Annotated in this window: 18 protein-coding genes; 8 read left to right on the top strand and 10 right to left on the bottom strand. The window is 72.0% G+C overall.

The window, feature by feature from the left end:
* The first annotated feature begins 188 nt into the window (after positions 1 to 188).
* The 3 genes from AB0I88_RS27140 to AB0I88_RS27130 all read left to right on the top strand — a co-directional run bounded on the left by AB0I88_RS27140 (position 189) and on the right by AB0I88_RS27130 (position 3,103).
* On the top strand, positions 189 to 1,256 hold the full coding sequence (locus tag AB0I88_RS27140; RefSeq protein WP_361030324.1) for an aldose epimerase family protein: 1,068 nt from the start codon (positions 189 to 191) through the stop codon (positions 1,254 to 1,256).
* Positions 1,257 to 1,448: 192 nt separating this feature from the next.
* A complete protein-coding gene (locus AB0I88_RS27135; RefSeq protein ID WP_361030321.1) occupies positions 1,449 to 2,015 on the top strand; it encodes a sigma-70 family RNA polymerase sigma factor in 567 nt (188 codons plus the stop codon).
* Positions 2,012 to 3,103, top strand: a complete 1,092-nt coding sequence (locus AB0I88_RS27130; RefSeq protein WP_361030318.1) for a hypothetical protein — start codon at positions 2,012 to 2,014, stop codon at positions 3,101 to 3,103. Before AB0I88_RS27135 ends, AB0I88_RS27130 begins: the two co-directional genes overlap by 4 nt.
* Here the strand turns inward: AB0I88_RS27130 and AB0I88_RS27125 are convergent, their stop codons facing one another.
* Both AB0I88_RS27125 and AB0I88_RS27120 read right to left on the bottom strand, forming a co-directional pair.
* Positions 3,104 to 3,844 carry a universal stress protein gene (locus tag AB0I88_RS27125; protein WP_361030315.1) on the bottom strand — a complete coding sequence of 247 codons (741 nt, stop codon included), beginning with the start codon at positions 3,842 to 3,844 and terminating at the stop codon, positions 3,104 to 3,106. It abuts the gene before it with no gap.
* Positions 3,845 to 3,932: 88 nt separating this feature from the next.
* Positions 3,933 to 4,196: a hypothetical protein gene (locus AB0I88_RS27120; RefSeq protein WP_361030312.1), complete on the bottom strand. Its 264-nt coding sequence runs from the start codon at positions 4,194 to 4,196 to the stop codon at positions 3,933 to 3,935.
* A gap of 145 nt (positions 4,197 to 4,341) precedes the next feature.
* Between AB0I88_RS27120 and AB0I88_RS27115 the strand changes: the two genes are divergently transcribed.
* The 4 genes from AB0I88_RS27115 (at position 4,342) to AB0I88_RS27100 (ending at position 8,777) form a co-directional block, all read left to right on the top strand.
* A complete protein-coding gene (locus tag AB0I88_RS27115; RefSeq protein WP_361030309.1) occupies positions 4,342 to 4,977 on the top strand; it encodes an AbfB domain-containing protein in 636 nt (211 codons plus the stop codon).
* A 103-nt stretch (positions 4,978 to 5,080) separates the two neighbouring features.
* Positions 5,081 to 6,151, top strand: coding sequence for a hypothetical protein (locus AB0I88_RS27110; protein ID WP_361030306.1), 1,071 nt, complete (start codon positions 5,081 to 5,083; stop codon positions 6,149 to 6,151).
* Between the two features lie 86 nt (positions 6,152 to 6,237).
* The gene (locus AB0I88_RS27105; RefSeq protein WP_361030303.1) at positions 6,238 to 7,425 is read left to right on the top strand and encodes a hypothetical protein; all 1,188 of its coding nucleotides are present in this window, start codon (positions 6,238 to 6,240) and stop codon (positions 7,423 to 7,425) included.
* Between the two features lie 5 nt (positions 7,426 to 7,430).
* Entirely contained in the window at positions 7,431 to 8,777 is a 1,347-nt protein-coding gene (locus AB0I88_RS27100) for a multicopper oxidase domain-containing protein (protein WP_361030300.1), read from the top strand.
* A 13-nt stretch (positions 8,778 to 8,790) separates the two neighbouring features.
* On the opposite strand, the gene AB0I88_RS27095 is transcribed toward AB0I88_RS27100, so the two are convergent.
* The 6 genes from AB0I88_RS27095 to AB0I88_RS27070 form a co-directional block, all read right to left on the bottom strand.
* Positions 8,791 to 9,885, bottom strand: coding sequence for an LCP family protein (locus tag AB0I88_RS27095; protein WP_361030297.1), 1,095 nt, complete (start codon positions 9,883 to 9,885; stop codon positions 8,791 to 8,793).
* An 89-nt stretch (positions 9,886 to 9,974) separates the two neighbouring features.
* Entirely contained in the window at positions 9,975 to 10,931 is a 957-nt protein-coding gene (locus AB0I88_RS27090) for a trypsin-like serine protease (RefSeq protein WP_361030294.1), read from the bottom strand.
* Positions 10,932 to 11,137: 206 nt separating this feature from the next.
* Positions 11,138 to 11,743 carry a TetR/AcrR family transcriptional regulator gene (locus tag AB0I88_RS27085; RefSeq protein ID WP_361030292.1) on the bottom strand — a complete coding sequence of 202 codons (606 nt, stop codon included), beginning with the start codon at positions 11,741 to 11,743 and terminating at the stop codon, positions 11,138 to 11,140.
* A 23-nt stretch (positions 11,744 to 11,766) separates the two neighbouring features.
* On the bottom strand, positions 11,767 to 13,338 hold the full coding sequence (locus AB0I88_RS27080) for an MFS transporter (protein ID WP_361030289.1): 1,572 nt from the start codon (positions 13,336 to 13,338) through the stop codon (positions 11,767 to 11,769).
* A 118-nt stretch (positions 13,339 to 13,456) separates the two neighbouring features.
* Positions 13,457 to 14,191 carry a hypothetical protein gene (locus tag AB0I88_RS27075; protein WP_361030286.1) on the bottom strand — a complete coding sequence of 245 codons (735 nt, stop codon included), beginning with the start codon at positions 14,189 to 14,191 and terminating at the stop codon, positions 13,457 to 13,459.
* A gap of 444 nt (positions 14,192 to 14,635) precedes the next feature.
* The gene (locus AB0I88_RS27070) at positions 14,636 to 15,100 is read right to left on the bottom strand and encodes a MarR family winged helix-turn-helix transcriptional regulator (RefSeq protein ID WP_361030283.1); all 465 of its coding nucleotides are present in this window, start codon (positions 15,098 to 15,100) and stop codon (positions 14,636 to 14,638) included.
* An 85-nt stretch (positions 15,101 to 15,185) separates the two neighbouring features.
* Between AB0I88_RS27070 and AB0I88_RS27065 the strand changes: the two genes are divergently transcribed.
* Entirely contained in the window at positions 15,186 to 16,118 is a 933-nt protein-coding gene (locus tag AB0I88_RS27065) for an LLM class flavin-dependent oxidoreductase (RefSeq protein ID WP_361030280.1), read from the top strand.
* 104 nt (positions 16,119 to 16,222) lie between these two features.
* Here the strand turns inward: AB0I88_RS27065 and AB0I88_RS27060 are convergent, their stop codons facing one another.
* Positions 16,223 to 19,783, bottom strand: a complete 3,561-nt coding sequence (locus AB0I88_RS27060) for a LamG-like jellyroll fold domain-containing protein (RefSeq protein ID WP_361030277.1) — start codon at positions 19,781 to 19,783, stop codon at positions 16,223 to 16,225.
* 204 nt (positions 19,784 to 19,987) lie between these two features.
* A complete protein-coding gene (locus AB0I88_RS27055; RefSeq protein ID WP_361030274.1) occupies positions 19,988 to 20,986 on the bottom strand; it encodes a LacI family DNA-binding transcriptional regulator in 999 nt (332 codons plus the stop codon).
* Positions 20,987 to 21,132 lie beyond the last annotated feature (146 nt).

Raw genomic sequence — 21,132 nt, 5'->3', positions numbered from 1 at the left:
CGTACCCGGAATACCGGAAATGAGCGGCGGACGGCACACCCGGCGGGCAGCGGACGGCGGCCGTGCGCAGGCGGGCGGCGGCGGCGCGAGTGAGCACCGTCCCACCAGGTGCAAGGCGGTCACACAGGGCAACTTCCGGGCGATATGCTGCGGCCGCCCATTGCCGAAAAGTCTGGAGTGTCACCCCCATGTCATCGGATGCTGTCGCTATCTCCCGTGAGGCGTGGGGTTCCACGCCGGAGGGCCCCGTCGAGCGCTTCACCCTCGACAACGGTCGAGGGTTGCGGGTGCGGGTCATCACCTATGGCGGCATCGTCCAGTCGGTCGAGACTCCGGACCGCGACGGCACGCCGGCGAACGTGGCGCTGGGCTTCGACACGATCCAGGGCTATCTGGACAACCCCGGACCGTATTTCGGGGCGATCATCGGCCGGTTCGGCAACCGGATCGCCGAGGGCCGTTTCACCTTGGACGGCGTCACCTACCAGATCCCGGTCAACGACGGTGTGAACAGCCTGCACGGCGGCACGACCGGCTTCGACAAGGTGATCTGGGCGGCCACGACGGTGGACGGCGGGATCGCGCTGACCCACGTGAGCCCGGCCGGGGACCAGGGTTTCCCGGGTGAGCTGAGCATGACGGTCACCTACACGCTGACCGCGGACGGTGGGCTGCGCATCGACTACCTGGCCACCACGAACGCGGCGACCGTGGTGAACCTGACCAATCACAGCTACTTCAACCTGGCCGGCGAGGGTGAGGGGCACGTCTACGATCACGTGCTGCGCATCGACGCCGACGAGTTCACGCCGGTCGGCGAGGGCCTCATCCCGACCGGGAAGATCGCGCCGGTGGCCGGGACGGCGCTGGACTTCCGCGATCCGGCCACGATCGGCGGCCGCGTCCGGGCCGGCGAGACCCAGATGCTGTACGGGCGCGGCTACGACCACAACTGGGTGCTGCGCCCGCGTGAGGGCGAGCCGGAGTCGGCGGCCCACGTGGTGGAGCCGGTGAGCGGCCGTACCCTGACGGTGCTGACGACCGAGCCGGGCATGCAGTTCTACTCGGGCAACTTCCTGGACGGCACGATCATCGGCGCGAGCGGTCGGCCGTACCGGCAGGGTGACGGGTTCGCGCTGGAGACGCAGCACTTCCCGGACTCGCCGAACCACGCGAACTTCCCGTCGACGGTGCTGCGGCCCGGCCAGCGGTATCTCTCCACGACGATCTACCGCTTCGGTGTGACCGGCGCGTGAGCCTGCCACCGGATGGTGTCGGCATCCGGTGGCGGGGACGTGCCCGGCGGGCGTGTGCGACGGCCGGCCCGCCGGGCACCGTGCCGGTGTGCCTGGATCCGGGCGAGGACGCCCCGGACCGGTAGGTGCACCCGGCTCAGCGGAGAACGGACTTGCTGTAACGTTCGGCCGGCGACCGGACATGGACGTGACGTGGGTTCTGGGACTGAGCAGGAAGACCGATTCCGGCGCGTCTACGCCGGCAACTTCGAGGCGCTCCTGGCCTACGCGTTGCGGCGCGTCGATCAGCCGGAGGACGCCGCCGACGTGGTCGCCGAGACGTTTCTGGTGGCCTGGCGCCGCAGTCGTGAGCTGCCGCCCGATGACGAGATCACACTCTGGTTGTACGGCGTCGCCCGCCGGGTGCTGGCCAACCATCATCGCGGTGGTGTCCGTCGTGAGCGGCTTGGTGAGCGCCTGCGCCAGCGGCTGACCGCGTTCGTCGCCCGCGATCCGGGTGCCGAGGTTCCGCAACGTCTGGCCGTACAGAATGCTCTGGCTCGTCTTGCCGAGACGGACCGTGAGGTTCTCACCCTGGCCGTGTGGGAGGGTTTGCAGCCGCGTGAGATCGCCGAGGTGGTGGGGGCGAGCGCGGCCGCGGTTCGGACGCGGCTGTCGCGGGCCCGATCGCGGATGCGGGAGATGATCGGTGACGATCTGGGACCGCCCGGACATGTACTCGATGTCCTGACCGCGACCGTCCCGAAGGAGGGCCGATGACAGACGAGCACCTCGACCGCATGGTTCGAGACGCCGACCCGTACCGTCCCGATCTCGTCGCCCGCCTCGGCGGGGCGGAGCAGCAGCTCCTGGAGGAGATCATGTCCACACCGAAGCTCGACGTCGTCGACGGCGACGGCCCGCGCCGCGGCCTGTCCCGGCGCCTGATCGGCGCGGTGGCCGCGGCGGCCGCCGTCACCGGTGTCATCGGCGCCACCGCCCTGCTGCGCGACCAGCCGGATCCCGGCGGCTCGACCGGCGCCTGGTCCGGGCCTCTCGGACTGCCCAGCTCGGACTCGGGCGGCGCGGGCGGCGGCTACCAGCTCGACCTCAAGGCCGCGGAGGCTCATCCGCGCCTGCTGATCGGCCGGCCGGGTTGGAAGATCACCACGGTGTACGGGTTCGCCGCCGCCGAAGGCACGATCGAGTTCGTCAACGGCAAACGATCGATCCAGATGAACTGGTACGCCGCCGACCAGTACGACAGCTACTACAAGGACCGGCTGGAGGTCAGCAAGCCGGAGTTCACCACGGTGGCCGGCGCCGAGGCGAGCGTCGTCACCTACGGTGGCGGGGAGTGGGCGGCCATGCGCAAGCCGGACGGCAGCACCTTCGTCGAGATGCGTAGCGGCCCCGGCTGGACACGGGGCGAGTACGACGCGCTGCTCGCCGCCGTGAAGCAGGTCAGCGCCGAGGAGTTCCTGGCCGCGCTGCCGCCGGAGGTCGTCACGCCGGGCAAGGTGCGCGAGGCGGCCGCCAAGGTGCTCGCCGACATGCCCATCCCGCCGGGCTTCGACGTGGCCGCGGTGAACGTGGCGGGCGCCAACTCGCCGTACCACTTCGGGGCGGCCGTCACCGGCCAGGTGACGTGCAGCTGGATCACCGAATGGGCGCGGGCCGAGGAGGCCGGCGACAAGGAGGCGCTGGGCCGGGCTTCGGCCGCGCTGCAGAGCAGCCGCCGGTGGAAGGTCCTGCAGGAGATGAACACCGAGGGCGACTGGCCGGAGGCGATCTGGGAACTCGCCGACCGGGTCACCAAGAAGGGCGAGGTCCCGAAGGGGTACGAGGAAGGGTTCGGCTGCCGCTGATCAACCGACCAGGAAGACCGGGCAGAGGGCCCGCTGCGGCAGCACGTACGCGGCCGGACCGGTTCGGGTGACCACCACGGCCGCGGCCGTGCCGGACGCCTCGACCAGGGCGAGCACGGGGTCGCCCTCCACGACCCGGTGGTGGACCGACACCCCGGCCTGCACGTCCCGGCGGTAGGCGAGTTCGCTGCCGCCGGAGATGTGCAGCAGGGTGACGTCACAGCCGCGGGCCTGTGCCTCGCCGAGCGCGAAGTCGACGGCCGCCCGGGCCGGCGGCGTGTCGTCGGCGGCCACCACGATGGGCCGGGTCCCGTATTCGGGCCCGGCCGGCCAGCCCGGCATCCGGACCACCAGGACGGGTCCACTGTGCATCCGGCCGATCCGGTCGGCGACGCTGCGGCCCAGGGTGGTGGAGGTGATGCCGTGCCGGTGGCCGACGACGACCAGGCCGGCGCCGACCGCCTCGGCGAGCAGGCCGCGCGCCGGGTCCTCGCCGAGCACGATCCGGCTGGTCACCGGGGTGGACGGAGCGCTGGCGTGCACCCGGTCGGTGAGCCGTTGCAGCAGGTGGGCGCCGGCCCCGTCGGAGCCGGTGCCGCGTACGTTCACCAGGCGCAGCGGCCAGCCGCGCAACTCCGCCTCGATAGCCGCGTGGTCGACGGCGATGCAGCTGATCGGGGTCTCGTCGACGCCGGCCAGCACGGCCCCGGGTCCCGTCCGCGGCTGATCGAGCGTTGTCATGGCGGCATCCTTTCCGTCGGCGATGCTTCCATCGGACTCCGGAAGATCGCCGAACGGCAGGGCCGACCGGACGGCCCGGCCGGGCCGGTCAGACGAGACCGGTCGGCGGGCGCACGGGCCGCAGCTGATCGTCGCGGGCGGCGAGTTTCGCGACGGCGCGACGGTACTGCCGGGAGCTGATCTCACCCCGGATCAACTGGGCGGCGAGGGCGCCCTCCAAGGTGGTGGGCCGCTCCGGCGGGCTCGGCGCGGGGCTCGCGGCGGGCTCGGTCTCGGCCGGTTCCGGTTCGGGCCAGAGGGCGCTCGCGAGGACCATGGTCAGGGTCACGACGATGACGAGAATGATGAGCACGGCGGCCACCTCCGTCGGTTCCCGGGATGCCAGAGTATGCCTCCGCGACGCGCCACCGATACCGCCGAGGCCCGGCCGGGCGCCCCGGAATTCGCGTGGGGACGCCCTTCGAGCCCGAGGGCGGCAACCGGTTAGGGTCACCGCCATGATCGACCAGGTGCCCGAGCCCGCGCGTCCCGGTGGAACCGTCTACGGGGAGCCCCGCCGTACGCCTCCGGTCATGCCGATCGTGGTCGGCGTCGCCGCCGTCGCCGTGATCGGTGTGGGCATCGTGGCCTGGAACTCCACCGGCGGCGCCGAGCGGGCCGAGTCGGCGCCGCCGGCGGTGGTTCCGGCGTCGACGGCCCCGGCCGTCCCGGCGAGCCCGGTCCCGGCGCGGCTGACCGCCGGCACCTGGGTGGTGTCGCCGCTCGGCGACCCGGACACCTACCTGACCACCGACGGCGACTTCGCGGCGCTGTCGGCGGTCGACCCGCTGCCGTTGACCGTGGTCGCCGGCCTGGCCGACGACACCTGCTTCGCCTTCCGGACCGACGATGGCCGCTACCTGCGCCACTTCGACTATCGGCTGCGCTTCGACGCCGCGGAGGACTCCGACCTGTTCCGCGCGGACGCCACCTTCTGCCAGGAGGCCGGCACCGAGGTCGGCACGGTTCGGCTGCGCTCGAAGAACTATCCCGACCACCTGGTGCACCGGCGCGGCGAACAGCTCTACATCGACGAGCCGGACGGATCGGACGGTTTCACCGCGGCCGCCTCGTTCATGGTGCAGCAGCCGTAGGCCGTGATCCGGCAAAGGGCCTGAGCGGCCCCTCTGCCGAAACACGGGGTACGGGCCCATCGGCCCTGATGGGCGGGACCTGCGGCGACCTAACGTTCGGGACGTGAGGACCCGGCTTCCCGTTCTGGCCGGCGCCGCGTTCGCCCTGCTCGGCGGCCTGTACGGCGCCCTGCTCCTGCTCGGCGTCCCGGTGCCGGCGCCGGCCCGTCCGGTGGACGAGGTGCACGGCCCGGTCATGGTTTTCGGTTTCGTCGGAACGCTGGTGGCCCTGGAACGGGCGGTCGCCCTGCGCAAGACGTGGGGGCTGCTCGCCCCGGCCTTCTCCGCGGTGGGCGCGCTGATCCTGCTGCTGTTCGGCCCGGTTCCGCCGGGCCGGGCGGCGCTGATGCTGGCGTCGGTCGGCCTGCTCGGCGTCTACCGGGCGCTGTGGGCGCGGCAGCAGTCGGCGGCCCTGCTGGCCCAGGCGGCCGGGGCGTTCGGCTGGTACGCCGCCACCCTGCTGTGGCTGGCCGGATACCCGGTCGCCGAGATCGTGCCGTGGATGGTGGTGTTCGTGGTCGGCACGATCGCCGGCGAGCGTCTGGAACTGGCCCATGTGGCGCTGCGCTCGCCCGCCGCCGAACGCTGGTTCCTGACGGTGATGTCGGCGCTGGTCTTCGGTGCGACCGCGGCGACGGTACGGCCGGAGGCGGGCACGCGGCTGTTCGGGTTGGCCCTGCTCGCGGTGACCGCCTGGCTGGCGGTGTACGACGTGGCTCGCCGCACCGTCCGGGCGACGGGTCTGCCGCGGTACATCGCGGTCGGTCTGCTGGCCGGATACGGGTGGCTGGCGGTGGCCGGGCTGTTGTGGGCGGGCGCCGGCCCGGTCGCCGACGGTCCCCGGTACGACGCCACGCTGCACGCCGTGTTCCTCGGTTTCGTCCTGTCGATGATCTTCGTGCACGCCCCGGTGATCCTTCCGGCGGTGCTGCGCCGCCCGCTGCCGTACCACCCGGTGCTGTACGTGCCGCTCGCCTGGCTGCACCTGTCCCTGCTGGTGCGGGTGGTGGCCGGGGACGCCGCCGGGCTGGAGCCGGTGTGGCGCTGGGCCGGAACGGCGAACATCCTGGCCGTGCTCGTCTTCGCCGGCTGCGCCGTCACCCTGTCCCGCCGTGCCACGGCGGTGCGGGCATGACCGGCCGGCCCGAAATGGCCGGGCGGCCCGAAATCGCCGGGCGGCCCGAAATCGCCGGGCGGGCCGAAGTAGCCGGGCGAGCCGGTATGACCGGGCGGGCCCGCTGGCACCGGCGTGCCGGAGCGCTGCCGCTGCTCTATCTGGCCAGCCTGGTGGCGCTGGCCCTCGCCCATCCGCTGCTGCCGACGTGGCGCTGGCTGGCGATCCACATGCTGCTGCTCGGCGCGGCCACCAACGCGATCCTGGTGTGGAGCGCCCACTTCACCGCGGCCGTGCTGCGGGTGCCCGCCCCGCAACGGCGTACCGGCGAGGTGGCCCGGCTGGGTCTGCTCAACGTGGGTGTCGTGGCCGTGCTGGCCGGCGGCGCCGCGGAGCTGCCCTGGGTGGGTGTGGGCGGGGCGGCTGCCGTGTTCGCGGCGGTGGCCGCGCATCTGCTCTGGCTGACCGCCCGTCTCCGCTCGGCGCTGCCGGCCCGGTTCGCGGTGACGGTGCACTACTACGTGGCGGCCACGACCGCGCTGCTGACCGGGATCCCCGCCGGGGCGTGGATGCTGGTCACCGACGACGCCGCCCGGTCCCGGCTGATCCTCTTCCACGCCCACGTGAACCTGCTCGGCTGGGTGATGCTGACCATTCTGGGCACGGTGCTGACGCTGTGGCCGACCGTCCTGCGGACCAGGATGGCCGACGACGCGATCGCCGCCGCCCGGATCGCGCTGCCGCTGGCCGTGTCCGGCCTGACCCTGCTGGCGGTGGCGGTGCTCGCCTGGTGGCCGCTGGTGACGGCCGCCGGGCTGGCCCTGATCGCGGCGGCCGTGGTCCGCACCGTGATCCCGGCGGTACGGGTGGGGCTGGCCCGGCCTCCGGAGTCGTTCGCCGCCTGGTCGATCGCGGCCGGTGCGGCCTGGCTGCTCGCCGCCCTCGTCCTGGACGCGTGGACGCTGCTCACCGCGGGCGGCCCGGACGAGGGCGTGGACCGGTTCGGGATCGTGCTGCTGCCGCTGCTGGCCGGCGCGGTGGCGCAGGTGCTGATCGGGTCGCTGGCGTACCTGCTGCCGATGGTGCTCGGCGGCGGCCCCGCCGTGGTGCGGGAGCGGAACGCCGCTCTGGACCGCAACTGGGCGCAGCGGGTGGCGATGGCCAACGCCGCGTTGCTCGCGTTCCTGCTGCCGACCGGCCCGTACGCCCGGATCGCCACATCGTTGCTGCTGCTCGTGGCGCTGTGCCAGTTCCTGATCCCCGCCGTGACAGTGCTGCTGCGAGCCCGGAGGTAACCGTCGTGTCCCGTCCCCTTGGTGGCGCCGCCGCCGGTGTGGCCCTCGTGCTGCTCGCCGTGCTGGCCGGCACGGTCGCGCAGCGCGCCGCCGACGGCCCCGTGCCGGTGGCGGCGGCCGTCGACGTCCCCGCGACCGGGCACACCACGACCGTGGCGGTGACCGCGAAGGGCATGCGGTTCCACCCGGACCGGATCACCGTGCCACCGGGCGACCGCCTGATCATCGAACTGACCAACGCCGACGACCGGCGGCACGACCTGGTGCTGGCCAACGGCGCCCGTACCGGCACGGTGGAGAAGCACGGGAGTGCCCGCCTGGACGCCGGGATCATCGGCGGCACGGTCGACGGCTGGTGCTCGCTGCCCGCGCACCGGCAGGCCGGCATGACCCTGACCATCGTCACCGACGGCGGGGCCACGGCGGAGGCGCACGGCGCCGGCGCGCATTCCGGTGGCACGGCGACCGGCGGGCACCGCTTCGACACCATGGCGGAGCCGGCGGCCGGTTTCACGGCCCGGGACGCGACCGCGCCGATCACTCCGGCGGGCCGCATACACCGCGTCGACCTGCACGTTCAGGAGGTGCAGATCGAGGTGGCGCCGGGCGTGCGGCAGCTGATGTGGACCTACGGCGGCACGGTGCCCGGCCCGGTGCTGCGCGGGCGGGTCGGCGACACGTTCGAGATCACGCTGATCAACGACGGCACCGTCGACCACGGTGTCGACTTCCACGCCGGCGCGCTCGCCCCGGACCGGCCGATGCGTCCCATCGACCCGGGCGAGCGGCTCACCTACCGGTTCACCGCCACCAAGGCCGGCATCTGGATGTACCACTGCTCGACGATGCCGATGCTGCACCACATCGGCAACGGCATGTACGGCGCGGTGATCATCGACCCGCCGGATCTGGCCCCGGTCGACCACGAGTACGTGCTGGTCCAGTCGGAGCTGTACGCCGGACCGGACGGCGAGGTCGGCGACCTGGCGAAGATGCAGGCCGAGCAGCCGGACGCGGTGATGTTCAACGGCTACCCGGCCCAGTACGCGCACAGGCCGCTCACCGCCTCGGCCGGCGACCGGGTACGCATCTGGGTGCTGGACGCCGGACCGAGCCGCTCGTCGTCCTTCCACGTGGTCGGCACCCAGTTCGACACCGTCTATCTGGAGGGCCGCCGGGTGCTGGGGCCGGACGATCCGGGCGGCGCCCAGGTGCTCCAGCTGGGCCCGGCGTCCGGTGGCTACGTGGAGGCGGTGCTGCCGGAGGCCGGCCACTACCCGTTCGTCAGCCATGCGATGGTCGACGCCGAACGCGGCGCCCGCGGCGTCATCGAGGTCGGCCCGCCCGCATAGCGGGTGGAGCCGTTCACTGATCGATCTTCACGGCTTTCGGATGGTCGACCAGGAACGACGCCACCCGGTCCTCGGCGACGGCCTTGAGGAACGCGTTCGCGCCGGGCAGGAACCTCTCGCCGCGGTAGACGCCGCCCTCGAAGAGCGCCGTGCCCGGCAGGTCGATCGACGTCATGCCCCGCACGTCCAGGCGCCGTGCCACCGTCAGCCAGGTGGCGAGGGTGTTCCCGCCGTCGACGAAGGTCAGCGAGTCACCGGCGGACCGCACGATCGCGGCGACGTCCCGGTCGATCACCCGCTTGGCCATCGCCTTCAGGAACTGCCGCTGGTGCCGTTGCCGGTCGTAGTCGCTGCGCGGCAGGCCGTACCGCTGGCGCACGTAGTCGAGCGCCTCCCATCCCCGGAACCGCACCGGCGCGGCACTGCGCGGATAGACCTTCTGCGGGCCGGTGTACGGGCGCAGGCACGCGTGACGCAGCCGGCACTCGGCGGTCCGGTTCCGCGGGCGGCCGTCCGGCCTGAGGTGCTCCGACTTGACCTCCTGGTCGACGCGTACCTTGACGCCGCCCATCGTGTCGACCACCTTCTCGAATCCGCCGAAGTTCACGATCGCGGCCGCGTCGAACCAGCGGATCCCGGTGACGTTGCCGACCGCCCGGGCCAGCAGATAGAGGCCCTGCCGCGGGTTGTACCGTCCGTTCGGCTGCCGGCTGCCCAGCGCCATCGCCGCGTTGATCTTCGTACGCACGGCGGCGGTTCCGGACGGCTTGAACGCCGGGATCCGCACCACGAGGTCACGGGGCAGCGAGAAGAGGAAGACGTCCTCGCGGTTCGACGGCACGTGCGCGACGACGATCGTGTCGGCCAGCGGCTTGGTGTGTGCGCCGCGCGGGTCGATGCCGACGAGCAGGAAATTGAGCGGTTCGCGGGTGTCCTCCCGCGGCGCGGCGTGCGCCCCGGCCGGCACGTCCGCCCCCGGGATGACTCCTCCGGCCGGAACCACCTCGGCGGCCGCCACCGTCCCTCCGGCCGGGATCAGCAGCAGGGCTCCCACGGCGACGCTGAGTCTGGCCCACAACGGGGCACGGCGACCTTCGGATCCGGCCATCTGACCTATACCTCCCGGTTACTGGCGACTCGCGCATGATCACACGAATAGGCAGCTCAAGGAGGGTTTATCCGGCCTCGGTCCCCGGATCAGCGGTACCGGCGACTGCCGCGGTACCGTCGCGCCCGCTGTGCCCGGCGGCGGCGGAGCAGCAGCGCCACGAAACCCACCGCCGCGGCCGGGAACGCCACCAGCATGACCGGCGAGATGCCCCAGCCGGCGTCCACCGGAGCCGTCGGCGGTGCGGCCACCGCGGTCTTCCCGCCCGCGGCCGGCGCCTTGGTCCGCGCCGGGCTGGGCGAGGGCGAGGCCGCCGCCAGGTCGTCGCCGATGACCGACATGATCCACGGCCGCAGCGCGTCGACCCGGGTGGCGATGTCCGGCCCGGTGTGCGGGCAGTCCGGTCCCCGGCTCACCACCGCGATCAGCACGGCGCCGGTCTGCCCCTCGGTGAAGTAGGGGCCGCCGGAATCCCGCTCGCAGGGGCTGGTGTCCGACCGTGGCGAGATCCCGGCCAGCCCCATCTCGGTGGTCGCCACCGAGGTGACCTCGAACCTGCCGGTCCGCGCCCGGTTGGGCGTCTTGGCCGCGCCGGCGTTGGTGAACCCGAACCCGACGAGCCGCGCCTCCTGCCCCGAGGCGGGCTTCTTCCGGTTGAGCCGCAGCGGGGTGATCCCGGTGATGGCCCGGTCCAGCCGGATCAGCGCCACATCCGATTTCCCGTGCTGCTTGACCTGGACGACGTCGGCGGTGAACCCGGCCTTCCCGGTCAGGTCGGCCCGCCCGACGGTGGCGATGGTCTGCTCCGCCACGGTCCGCGACACCCGCCGCCCGTTCTCATCCCGGAAGCAGTGCGCCGCCGTGATCACCCATCGCGGCGAGACGAGCCCGCCGGAGCAGGAACTGTCCCGGGTGCCGCCGTCGGCCGTCGGGATCCCGAGGGCGCTGATCTTGACGGCGAAAGGGTACCGCCCGTCGGGCACGCTGTCGCCGTTGGCGATGGCGCAGGCCGGTCCCCCGGCCACCCCCAGAACCAGCGAGAGCACGGCCAGACCGCCAAGAAACTTCCATATCGCTTTCAACGGGTACGCACAGTACGCGACTCCCGCAACCACCCGCACCGCCCCCGCGCCGCCCATGCCCTCCCCCAAGTCGGCCTGGCCTCCTCCATGAGGACGCGTCCCGGCCCCGCACGGTTGCATGAAGTCCGCCGACCTCTTCTACGGAGGCCGCGGCCGCACCGTTCAAGAGGTCAGGCGGTGGCGCCCCGGAGGACCGCGTCGACCAGGGTCTCGGCGAACCTCTCCTCCGGAACCGAGAGGTTGAGCTGGAACAGCGACTGCATCACGCCCGGAGCCGACAGCATCAGCTGGGTGAGCTCGACGTCCAGGTCGGCGCGCAGCTCGCCGGTCTCGATGCCCCGGCGCAGGACCTGGCGGGTCACCTCGCGGCGGGGTTCGATGAGGGCCTGGTACATCCGCCTCAGCTCGTCGTCGCGGAGCAACTCGGGCAGCAGGCAGGCGGTCACCTTGCTGTACCGCTGGGCGCGCGGGGTGCGGTTGGCCTGGATCAGGGCGATCAGGTCCTCGCGCACCGAGCGGCCGGCCGGCTCCGGCAGGGGACCCTTCATGGCGCGGACCGCGTCGATGAGCAGCGCCTCCTTGTTGGGCCAGCGCCGGTAGATGGTGGCCTTGCCCACACCGGCCTTGGCGGCGACGGCCTCGATCGAGATGGCGGCGGCGCTCTGGCCCTCGCCGAGCAGCTCCAGGACCGCGTCGAGGATGGTCTCGTCGGCCTGGGCGCTGCGGGGCCGGCCAGGAGCCTTGCGCTCCTGGCCGGCCGCGGTGCTGGTGTTCATGGCGTTCATTGTCACCGACGGGTTTACGCGTCGGCCAACTGCAGGTCCGGCGCCTCGTCCGAGGCGGCCGCGGGGACGGGCGCGGGGCGCCGGCCGGGCAGCCAGAGCACCGCGACGAGGACACCGAGCAGGGCGAAGACGGTCGAGCCGACGGCCGCGTAGTGCATCGCCGTGACGAACGCGCTGTCGGCGCCGGCGAGCAGGGCGGGCGCGACCGGTCCGGCCTGCCCGGCGACCGCGTGCGCGCCGGCGATGGACTCGCGGGCCACCTCGGCGGCGGCGTCCGGCAGCCCGGCCGGGGTGGCCAGGTTGTCGCGGTAGACCGAGGAGACGACCGCACCGAGGACCGCCACGCCGAGCGCCCCGCCGAGCTGACGGATCGTGTTGCTGACCGCGGAGCCGACGCCGGCCTTCTCCCGGGGCAGCGCCGACATGATCGCCTCGGTGGCGGGCGGCATCACGTTGGCCATGCCCACGCCCTGGATGAAGAACGCCAGGGCGACCAGTGCGATCGGGGTGTCCACGTCGATGAACAGCCAGAGGCCGAGGGCCGTCGAGACGAGCAGCAGGCCGACGGTGCTGACCGCCTTCGGGCCGAACCGCTTGACCATCGAGGCGCTGGCCGGCGCGAAGATCATCTGGCCGACCGCGAACGGGACGAACAGCGCGCCCGAGGCGAGCGGACCGTACCCACGGACCATCTGCAGGTAGAAGGCGCCGAAGAACATCGAGCCCATGGCCGCGAAGAAGACCAGGCCGATGATGCCGGTCGACGCGGCGAACTGCCGGTTGCCGAAGAGGCGCACGTCCAGCGAGGGGAAGGTGATCCGGCGCTCGTAGAGGACGAAACCGACCAGCACGAGCAGGCCGGCCGTGAGCGTGGACCAGGCCGCCGTCTCACCGAAACCGTCCTCACCGCCCTTGATCACGCCGTAGGTGAGCAGGGTGAGCCCGACGATCGACAGGATGACGCCGAGCACGTCGATGCGGCCGGGCTTCGGGTCGCGCGACTCCGGCACGAGGACGCCCACCAGGATCACACCGATCACCACGATCGGCACGTTGATCAGGAAGACCGAACCCCACCAGAAGTGCTCGAGCAGCAGACCACCGAGGACCGGGCCGATGGCGACGGCCAGCCCGACGGCGCCGGCCCAGACGCCGATGGCGCGCGGGCGCTCCAGCGGGTCGAAGACGTTCGCGATGATCGACAGGGTGGCCGGCATGACGGCCGCCGCGCCGAGACCCATCACCGCGCGGGCGGCGATCAGTTCGTCGGGTGAGGAGGCGTACGCCGAGACGAGCGACGCGACGCCGAAGACGACCAGACCGGTGACCAGGCTGAGCCGGCGGCCGAACCGGTCGGCCAGGATGCCGGCGGTGAAGAGCAGACCGGCGAACACCAGAGTGTACGAGTTGATCGCCCACTCGAGTTCGCTCTGCGTGGCGCCGAGGCCCCGCTCCGGATCGGCGATGGTGCTCATCGCGACGTTGAGCACCGTGTTGTCGAGCACGACCACCAGCAGGCTGATGACCAGCACGCCGAGGATCGCCCAGCGCCGGGGATGCCCGGTCTGTGGTGAAGCTTGGTTCATGTGCGGTGCCCCCGAAACCTTTTCGAAACGGAACCGTTCCGTTTCTGAAGGCCACGCTAGCCCCGGCCTTCGCGAAACGGAACGGTCTCGTATCGAAAGTGTCGCTGGTCACCCACGCTCAGCAGGCGGCCACCCGGACCACCGGCGTGTACCTGGCATCGGCGGAATCGGCGCCGTCGGACTCGGTGAACACGACACGGACCCCGCCGTACCTCGCCTCGACCACCCACCGATAACTGCCCCCGGTCACGGACACGAGCGGATCCGCACCCTTGACCGGCCGCCACGACCAGCCGCCGGGATCGGCGGACCGGTAGAGCCGGTCGTTCTCGATCAGATAATCGGCACCGAAGCCGCCGGCCTGCGGAATCCGGTAACCCGTCTCGGTGTCGCGATCCGCGTCGATGAACACCTGCCGGAACCTCGACGAGCCACTGAACGTGGCCTTGAAGGCCACCGAACCGCCGGTCGAGCAGGCCGAGTAGCCGGTCACGGTGAGACCGGCCGGGCCGGGTCCCGGTGACGCCGGAAGGCTGGGCGGCCGGGCGACCGCCAGGCTGGCCGCCACCGGCGCGCCCTCGGCCGGCACCTCGAAGAATCCCCCGCCGGTCACCCGCAGCGCCGCCACCACCCCGGCGGCGGCCAGCAAGATCACGCCCCCGGCGACCGCCGGCCACACCCGGCGGCGGCGAGACCCCGCAACGGGCGACCGCGGCGGCGCGGGCGCGGGCGGCGGCGAAGTCGCGGGCATCGCCGCTGGGTGGTGCGGGAACATCCGCCGCAGCGAGGCGGCCCGCTGATCCGCGAACCGCGCCCCCTCGTCATCCGGCCGGTTCTGCGCGTCAACGCCCACCCGATCTCCCGATTGTCGTGAAACTCGTCGATGTCCGCGTGGCACGGTACACGGCGGATCCGGCGGACCGGGCGTGATCCCGCCGCACCACGCGAGCCCTGCCCGCTCCAGGCCGCACCGCGCCCGCCGGGCTGACCCGCAACGCGGGCTCCGCGTGCCGCATTCGGCCGGCGAGCAGCCAGAAGCCCCGGGTGCCGACCCCGGCCCCACGGGGACTCGGAAGACGACGGGTCGGACGGCTCGGATGTCGGATGGCGCCCGTGTCGCCCGGCGGGCGGAGAGCCGGCGTCAGGGCGATGTGTGCTTTGAGAACCCGATACCCGTGGTGGTTGTGACGACACCCGTTGCGGGTGTCATGTTTACGGACCTATCCCGGTCGGCAGGACGGGCGGATTCGGCGGGGGCGGCGCACGGCGTACCGAAAAAGGGGTTGGGGCAAGTGGCTCACGGGTGGTCCGGCGGGGACTCCGCGAAGACCACCGGCACCTCGTTGTCGTGGATCACCCGGCCCAGCAGCCGGGCGACCGTGTCACGCTCCTGGCCGGTCAGGCCGGCGGGCAGAACGTCGACGCGGCGGCACGTCTCGGTGTAGAAGCGGTCGGCCAGCTCGGCACCGCGCGGGGTGAGGGCCACGGTGATGCCGCGCGGATCGCGCGGATCGGGGTCCCGGCGGACCAGACCGTTGCGTTCGGTACGGTCGACGAGCCCGGTGAGGCTCGATTTGGCGAGGCCCAGAATCGTGCTCAATTCGCCCATCGCATAGGACCGGGGCATCAGCACGCAGAGCAGTTGACCCTGTTGCGGGGTCAGTCCGAACTCGCGGGCAGACTCCGCATAAACCGCGTTGACCAGGAACGCCGTCCGCACCAAGGCGGCTACGACTCCGATCGCATCCTCCGCTTTCGTCATCCAGGAAGCCTAGCGGACCCCTGCTAGTTCGTGCTACGAACTACGGATAGTTCGGAGTACGAACTACGACACGTGAGGGGTGACCATGCGCAAGGTCGTCTTCGGTTTCGGGGCGCACGACGGGATCGCCGGCCGGCAGGAGTGGCTGCGCCTGACCACGCAGGCCGACCGGGACGGGCTCGACCTGTTCTCGCTATCCGACCATCCCTACCTGGGTAAGAGGCTGGACGCGTACGCCGCGATCGGCCTGGTCCTGGGCCGCACCGAGCGGATCGCCGGTTTTGCGAACGTCACCAATCTGCCGACCCGGCCGCCCGCCATGCTGGCCCGTACGGTCGGGACGCTCTCCGCGCTGTCCGGAGGCCGGGTGGTGCTCGGCATGGGCGCGGGCGGCCTGTGGGACCGGATCGCCGACATGGGCGTGCCCCGGCTGTCGCCGGGCGAGGCGGTGGAGGCGTTCGAGGAGGCGATCGTGCTGATCCGGCTGCTGTCCGGCGGCGACGGCCCGGTCACCTTCGAGGGCAGGCACTACCGGGTGACCGATCTGGAACCGGCGCCGGTGGAGGCGCCGCCGGTGTGGACCGGTTCGGTCGGGCGCAAGTCGCTGGCCGCGACCGGCCGGGTGGCGGACGGCTGGATCCCCGGTCACGCGGCCGACTGGCGAAGCGCCCGCTACCGCGAGTCACGGCCGGTCATCGACGAGGCGGCCGTCGCGGTGGGCCGTGACCCGTCCGAGATCAGCACGATCTACAACCTGCCGGGCCGGATCACCGACAGCCCGCTGCCGGCGACCCGCGACGCGGACGGCCGCTGGCTGGGCGGTTCGCCGGAGCAGTGGGTGGAGGAGCTGACCGGGGCGGTCCTCGACCACGGGGCGGCCGGGTTCACGCTGTTCTCCCCCGGCGGCGGCACACCGGACAGCATGACGCTGGGCCGCTGGGCCAACGAGGTGGCGCCCGCCGTCCGGGCCGGGGTCAACCGCGCCGGCCGGTCCGCGGCTCCCGGCCCGAGTCGGTGAGCAGGGTGCGCGGTTCGCCGGGAAGCGGGCCGGCCGCGGCGCCCGGGCGATCCGGATGACCCGCGACGGCGGGCCGGCACACGAGGCGCCGGCCCGCCGCGGGTTCAGCGGATGGGCGCGCTGAACGGGGCCACCGCGATCCTGTCGATCACGGGGGCGTACTTCGAGCGGAGCAGCACGTCCGGCCAGGTGTCGGAGGCGTACGTCGTACCGTCGAAGTCGGGAAGTTCCTCGGACGAGAACGCGATGGTGTTCGCGCCGCGCTTGAGGGTCACCGGGATGGTCAGCTCCCAGAAGTTGTTGTCGTGGAAGCTGTGCGGGAACAGGAATCGTCTCGCCGGAGCGCCGTTGACGGAGATGTCGGCGGGCCGGGCCAGCGGGTCGGGGTTGTAGTGGGTGGCGACCGCCTGCTCCGGGTTGGAGTAGCGGACCCGCATCGCGTACGTGCCGGACCGGGCGGCGTTCACGGTGAAGGTGAGGGTGTTGGCGTTACCCGGCGCACCACCGACGCCGGTGACCACCGATCCGCCGCCGGCCAGGGATTTCGCGGTGACCGCGGCGGTGCCGGCAAGCTGTGCGTCCTCGGCCTCCACGACGGTCGCCGGCAGCGCCTCCGAAGCGGTCACGCCGAGCCGGTCGACGGCCGCGCTCCTCGACAGGCCGGTAACCACGATCTTGTTGACGCCGCCGGAGAGCGAGACGGCCGTCTTCCGTGCGCCGCCGACCGCGATCCCGTTCACGTCGATCTGGACCGAGCCGGTGACACCGAGGTCGAGGACGGCCGCCGCGTCCCGCGCGGAGTAGACCCAGAAGGTCGCGGCACCGCCGCGGCCCAGCTCGGCGACTCCGGCCCCGGACGTCTTGCGGCCCTCGTAGACGGGCTTAGCCCCGCCCTCGAGGGAGGCGAGTTCCGCCTCGTAGACGTCGGTGGCCGCGGCCGGGCCGGGCAGCGCCAGGGTGATCCGGTCGATGATGGCGTCGCCCTTGGTGGCTTTCGTCCCGTCCAGGCTGCGCGCGGCCAGCGAGATGATGTGCTCCCCCGCGGTGAGCCGGACCTTGGTGTCGGCGTGGTCCCACACCACCCACTTGTAGCCGAGCGGCAGGAACACCTCCTGTTCGGCGGCCCCGTCGACGCGCAGGAACGCGTTGGTCGGCCCCTGCTCCTTGACCAGGTCGAAGGTGTTCAGCGAGTTGGCGAAGACGCTCAGGTCGTAGACGCCGTCGCTGGGCACGGTGACGTCGAAGTCGAGCACGCCGTCGCTGCCGGTCCGCAGGCCGCCGACGTTGTAGGAGCCCGACGTGTAGAACTTGGAGACGTCGCGCGGCGAGCCCTCCGGCCCGTTCTTGCTGTAGCCGCCGCCCGTGTAGGTCGCGGCCTCGGCCTCGAAGGACTCCTGCCAGGTGGCTGGCGGGGCCGCGGTCCGGTCGCTCTCCCCGGCGGGGCTGACCACGATCTCGTACGCGGAAGCCTCGTCGAGCCGGTCGAACTCGAACACCACGGCCCCGTCGACGACCGCCAGATCCTTCTCGGCGAGCAGGCGGGGCCGGGCCGAGTCGCCGACCTGCCCGGTCCACGGGATCTCCCGGATCCAGGCGTGCACCTTCTTCCCGAAGTACCTGGGCACGTTCGCGAACCGGATGTAGCCGGCGCCGGTTGCCCCGCCGAAGATGGCGCGGGCCTGCTTCTTGCGCTTGTCGAGGGCGGCCACGCCTTGCAGCGTGTAGTTCTGCCCCGGGTAGGGCGGCGTCACCTTGACGGTCTGGCCGGTCATCTGGCCGTAGGCGTTGTACAGCCACCACTGGCCGTTGCCGCGGTTGGCCTGCACCGCCGAGTCGGACAGGTTGCCGTCGATGTTCCAGTAGGCGATGTCGGCGTCGACCTTCGACTCCTCGATCGCCGAGATCCACTGGATCATCTGGCCGGGCACGCTGGTGTGGTAGTTGAACGCGTACTCGTTGATGTTGATCGGGAGTTCTTTGCCGGGCAGGATCTCGGACTCCCAGGCCCGGTACTTCGCGACGCTGTCGCGGACCGCCTCCGGGTGGCTCAGCTCGTGCCAGGTGATTACGTCCGGCACGGTTCCGGCCTCGGCGGTGTGTTCGAGGAAGCCTTTGACCTGGTCGAACAGGATGCTGGTGTTGGGTCCGGCGATCCGCGCGGACGGCATCCTGTCCTTGATGAGCCGGTAGAAGTCGTCCCACGCGGCGAAGTAGTCGTCCGGGTCGCTGAGCCAGCTCACCCCGTCGTAGCTCCACTCGCCGGTGCCGAACATGTTGCCCTCGGGCTCGTTGAACGGCACGAAGACGACGTTGTCCTGGTATTTCTCGTCGAGCTTGAGGACCTGGTCCACCTGGCGAGCGATCTTCTCCCGGTAGGTGGCGAGTTTCTTTTCCGGCGTCTTGCCGGGCCACTGGTACGGGAATCCGCGGTGGATGTCGGTCATGTAGATGTAGACGTCGCCGTCGGTGCTGTCGGCGAGCGGCTTGACCACTTCGAGGGCGTCGGCGCCGGGGTGCTGCGGGCCGTCCTGCGCCTTGGTCGAGACGGTGCGCAGGTTCATGCCCTCGATCAGGTTGTCGCTGGGGACGCCGTCGGCGTACAGGCCGTAGAGGGTGCCGGCGGCGCCGCCGTGGAAGTCGCCGGTGGTGGTGGCCAGGTCGATGGTGAGCTCGCCCTCGCGGATCACCGTGACGGTGGCGGTGACCGCGGTTCCGGCGGCGGTTCCGCTGACGGTGAAGGTGCCGCGCTGGGCGTATCTCGCCGGGTCGACGGCGGCCCAGGCGACCGGGACCTGCCGGTCGTAGCCGTCGGTGAAGTCGGCGCCGACCGAGGCGGGCAGCGCGGGGGCGGTCCCGGTCGTGGTCCGGACCTCGAACGACGTCTGCGACAGGGCGGTCACCGTGGGGATCTCGGCGCCGAACTCGTCGGCGACCTGCGCGGCGGTGAGCGCCGAGGCGTAGACGCGGAAGTCGTCGACCGCGCCGTCGAACAGCGGGTCCGGGTAGAAGGAGCGGCCGATGAAGCCGGCGCTCGTGGTGCTCGCGTCGAGGAGGTCGGCCGCGGTGGCGGTGGTCGACGCCGCAGCGACCGCGACCCCGTCGAGGTACGTGGTGACCCGTCCCCCGCCGAGTGTGACCGTGAGGGTCTTCCAGGCGTTGGCGGGCAGCGCGGCAGAGCCGGTGACCTGCGCCTCGGCGCCGGCGTAGTCCTTGGTGACAGCGGTGCGCAGCTTGCCGTCACCGTTGTACGGCGTGCTGAACAGGTACCGGCCGGTGTCCTTGCCGAGCGCGTAGATCCACTGCCAGGGGGCGGTCGTGCCGTCCCACTTCACGCGGGCCGAGACGGTCAGGTCGGTACGCCCTTCGAGCACCTTCCGCGGGATCCGCACGTAGGCGCCGTCCGAGGTGGGCGCGCCACCGGGCAGCCGGATGGCGTGGCCACCGTCGCGCCCGTCGACCAGCTCCGCGGTGGAACCGTTGACGAGAGTGCCGTCGAGGCCGTTGCCGGAGGTGTCGGTGACGACGCCGGTGGTCAGGTCGTCGGCGTCGAACTCGTAGGCGACGACGGGGGTGGGGACGTCGGCTGCCAGCGCGGGGATCGCCGGCAGGGTGGCGGTCAGCAGGCCCGCCGCGACCGCGGCGGACAGGCGTTTCCTTCGGGGCATGGGTTCTCCAACGCTTATGTGAGCGTTAACACGGGAGGGGTTTCGGCCACGTTACGTGCGTCCACCTAGCACCGTCAATGCCCTGAAGGAAATCGTTTGCCTTCCCGTCGCGGTGTGCCACGGGCGGCGAGAGTCACCGTCTCGGCTGGCCCTCGGCGCTGCTTCACGGCGCGTGAAACAGCGCCGAGAACCAGCCGGAGGGGTTCAGACGGCGGTGGAGGCTCGCGGCACGAGACGGCACGGGCGGGCCTGGTGGCCGTGCACCGGATCGCCGTTGATCGCCGCGAGCAGCATCTCGGCGGCCGTCCGCCCGATCCCCTCCAGGTCCATGTCGACGCTGGTCAGGGCCGGGCGGCAGCCATCAACCATGACGTCCCAGTTGTCGAAGCCGACCAGTGCCACGTCCCGCGGGACCTCCCGGCCGGCGCCCCGCAGGCCCTCGGCCAGGCCGCGCGCCACCTGGTCGCTGCCGCAGAACACGGCGTCCACGTCGGCGCCGTTGGACAGCAGGATCCCGGCGGCCTGGCGGCCCCACGCCTCGCTCCACTCCCCGTACAGCACCGGGGTGGCCAGTTGGAGCCCTTCGGCGGCCAGGGTGTCGACCGCGCCGGCCGCCCGCATCTGCGCCGAGTGGTGGTGCTCCGGGCCGGTGACGTGCGCGATCCGGCGGCGGCCGACCGCGAGCAGGTGCCGGATGGCGCGGCGGGCGCCGTCGGCCTCGTCCGGCACGACCGAGCAGTCACGCTCGTCGGCCGAGCTGATGAATGCGTAGACGACCGGAATCGGCAGGTCACGGCCGATCGGCTGGCGGGCCTGGGTGCGCCGGCCGGTCACTATGATCCCGTCGACCTTCCGGCTGAGCAGGGTGCGCAGGTAGTACTGCTCGCGGATCGGGTCGTCGCGGGCGTCGCAGAGGAAGACCGACATCTGCCCCGCGCCCAGGGCGTCCTCCGCGCCGATGAGCAGCGGGATGCTGAACCGGCCGATGCTGTCGGTGGTGATCATGCCGACCGTGTAGGTGCGGCCGGTCTGGAGGCTGCGGGCCGCCGCGTTGGCGACGAAACCGAGTTGCTCGGCGGCCTGCTGAACACGTAACCGGGTCTCCGGGCGCAGCGCGCCGCGGCCGTTGAGCGCCTTCGACGCCGTACCCGTGGAGACCCCCGCGAGCGCGGCCACCTGGCTGATGGTGACGGCGCGATCCATGGTGCTCAGCGTTTCCTCCCCAGTTTCCTCAGCATCGCTGACGCGACGCGCAATCTGACCGTAACTTGCTCTTGACATCGGAACAAGTGGCTACCTAGCTTCTAGGCAATCGATTTCCTAACTGTGCCTACGAGCATTCAAGGGGA

The organism is Actinoplanes sp. NPDC049802, from assembly GCF_040656595.1.
Taxonomy (GTDB): domain Bacteria; phylum Actinomycetota; class Actinomycetes; order Mycobacteriales; family Micromonosporaceae; genus Actinoplanes.
The sequence above is the reverse complement of the archived record's forward strand: the minus strand, read 5'-3'. Positions and strand labels throughout refer to the sequence as shown.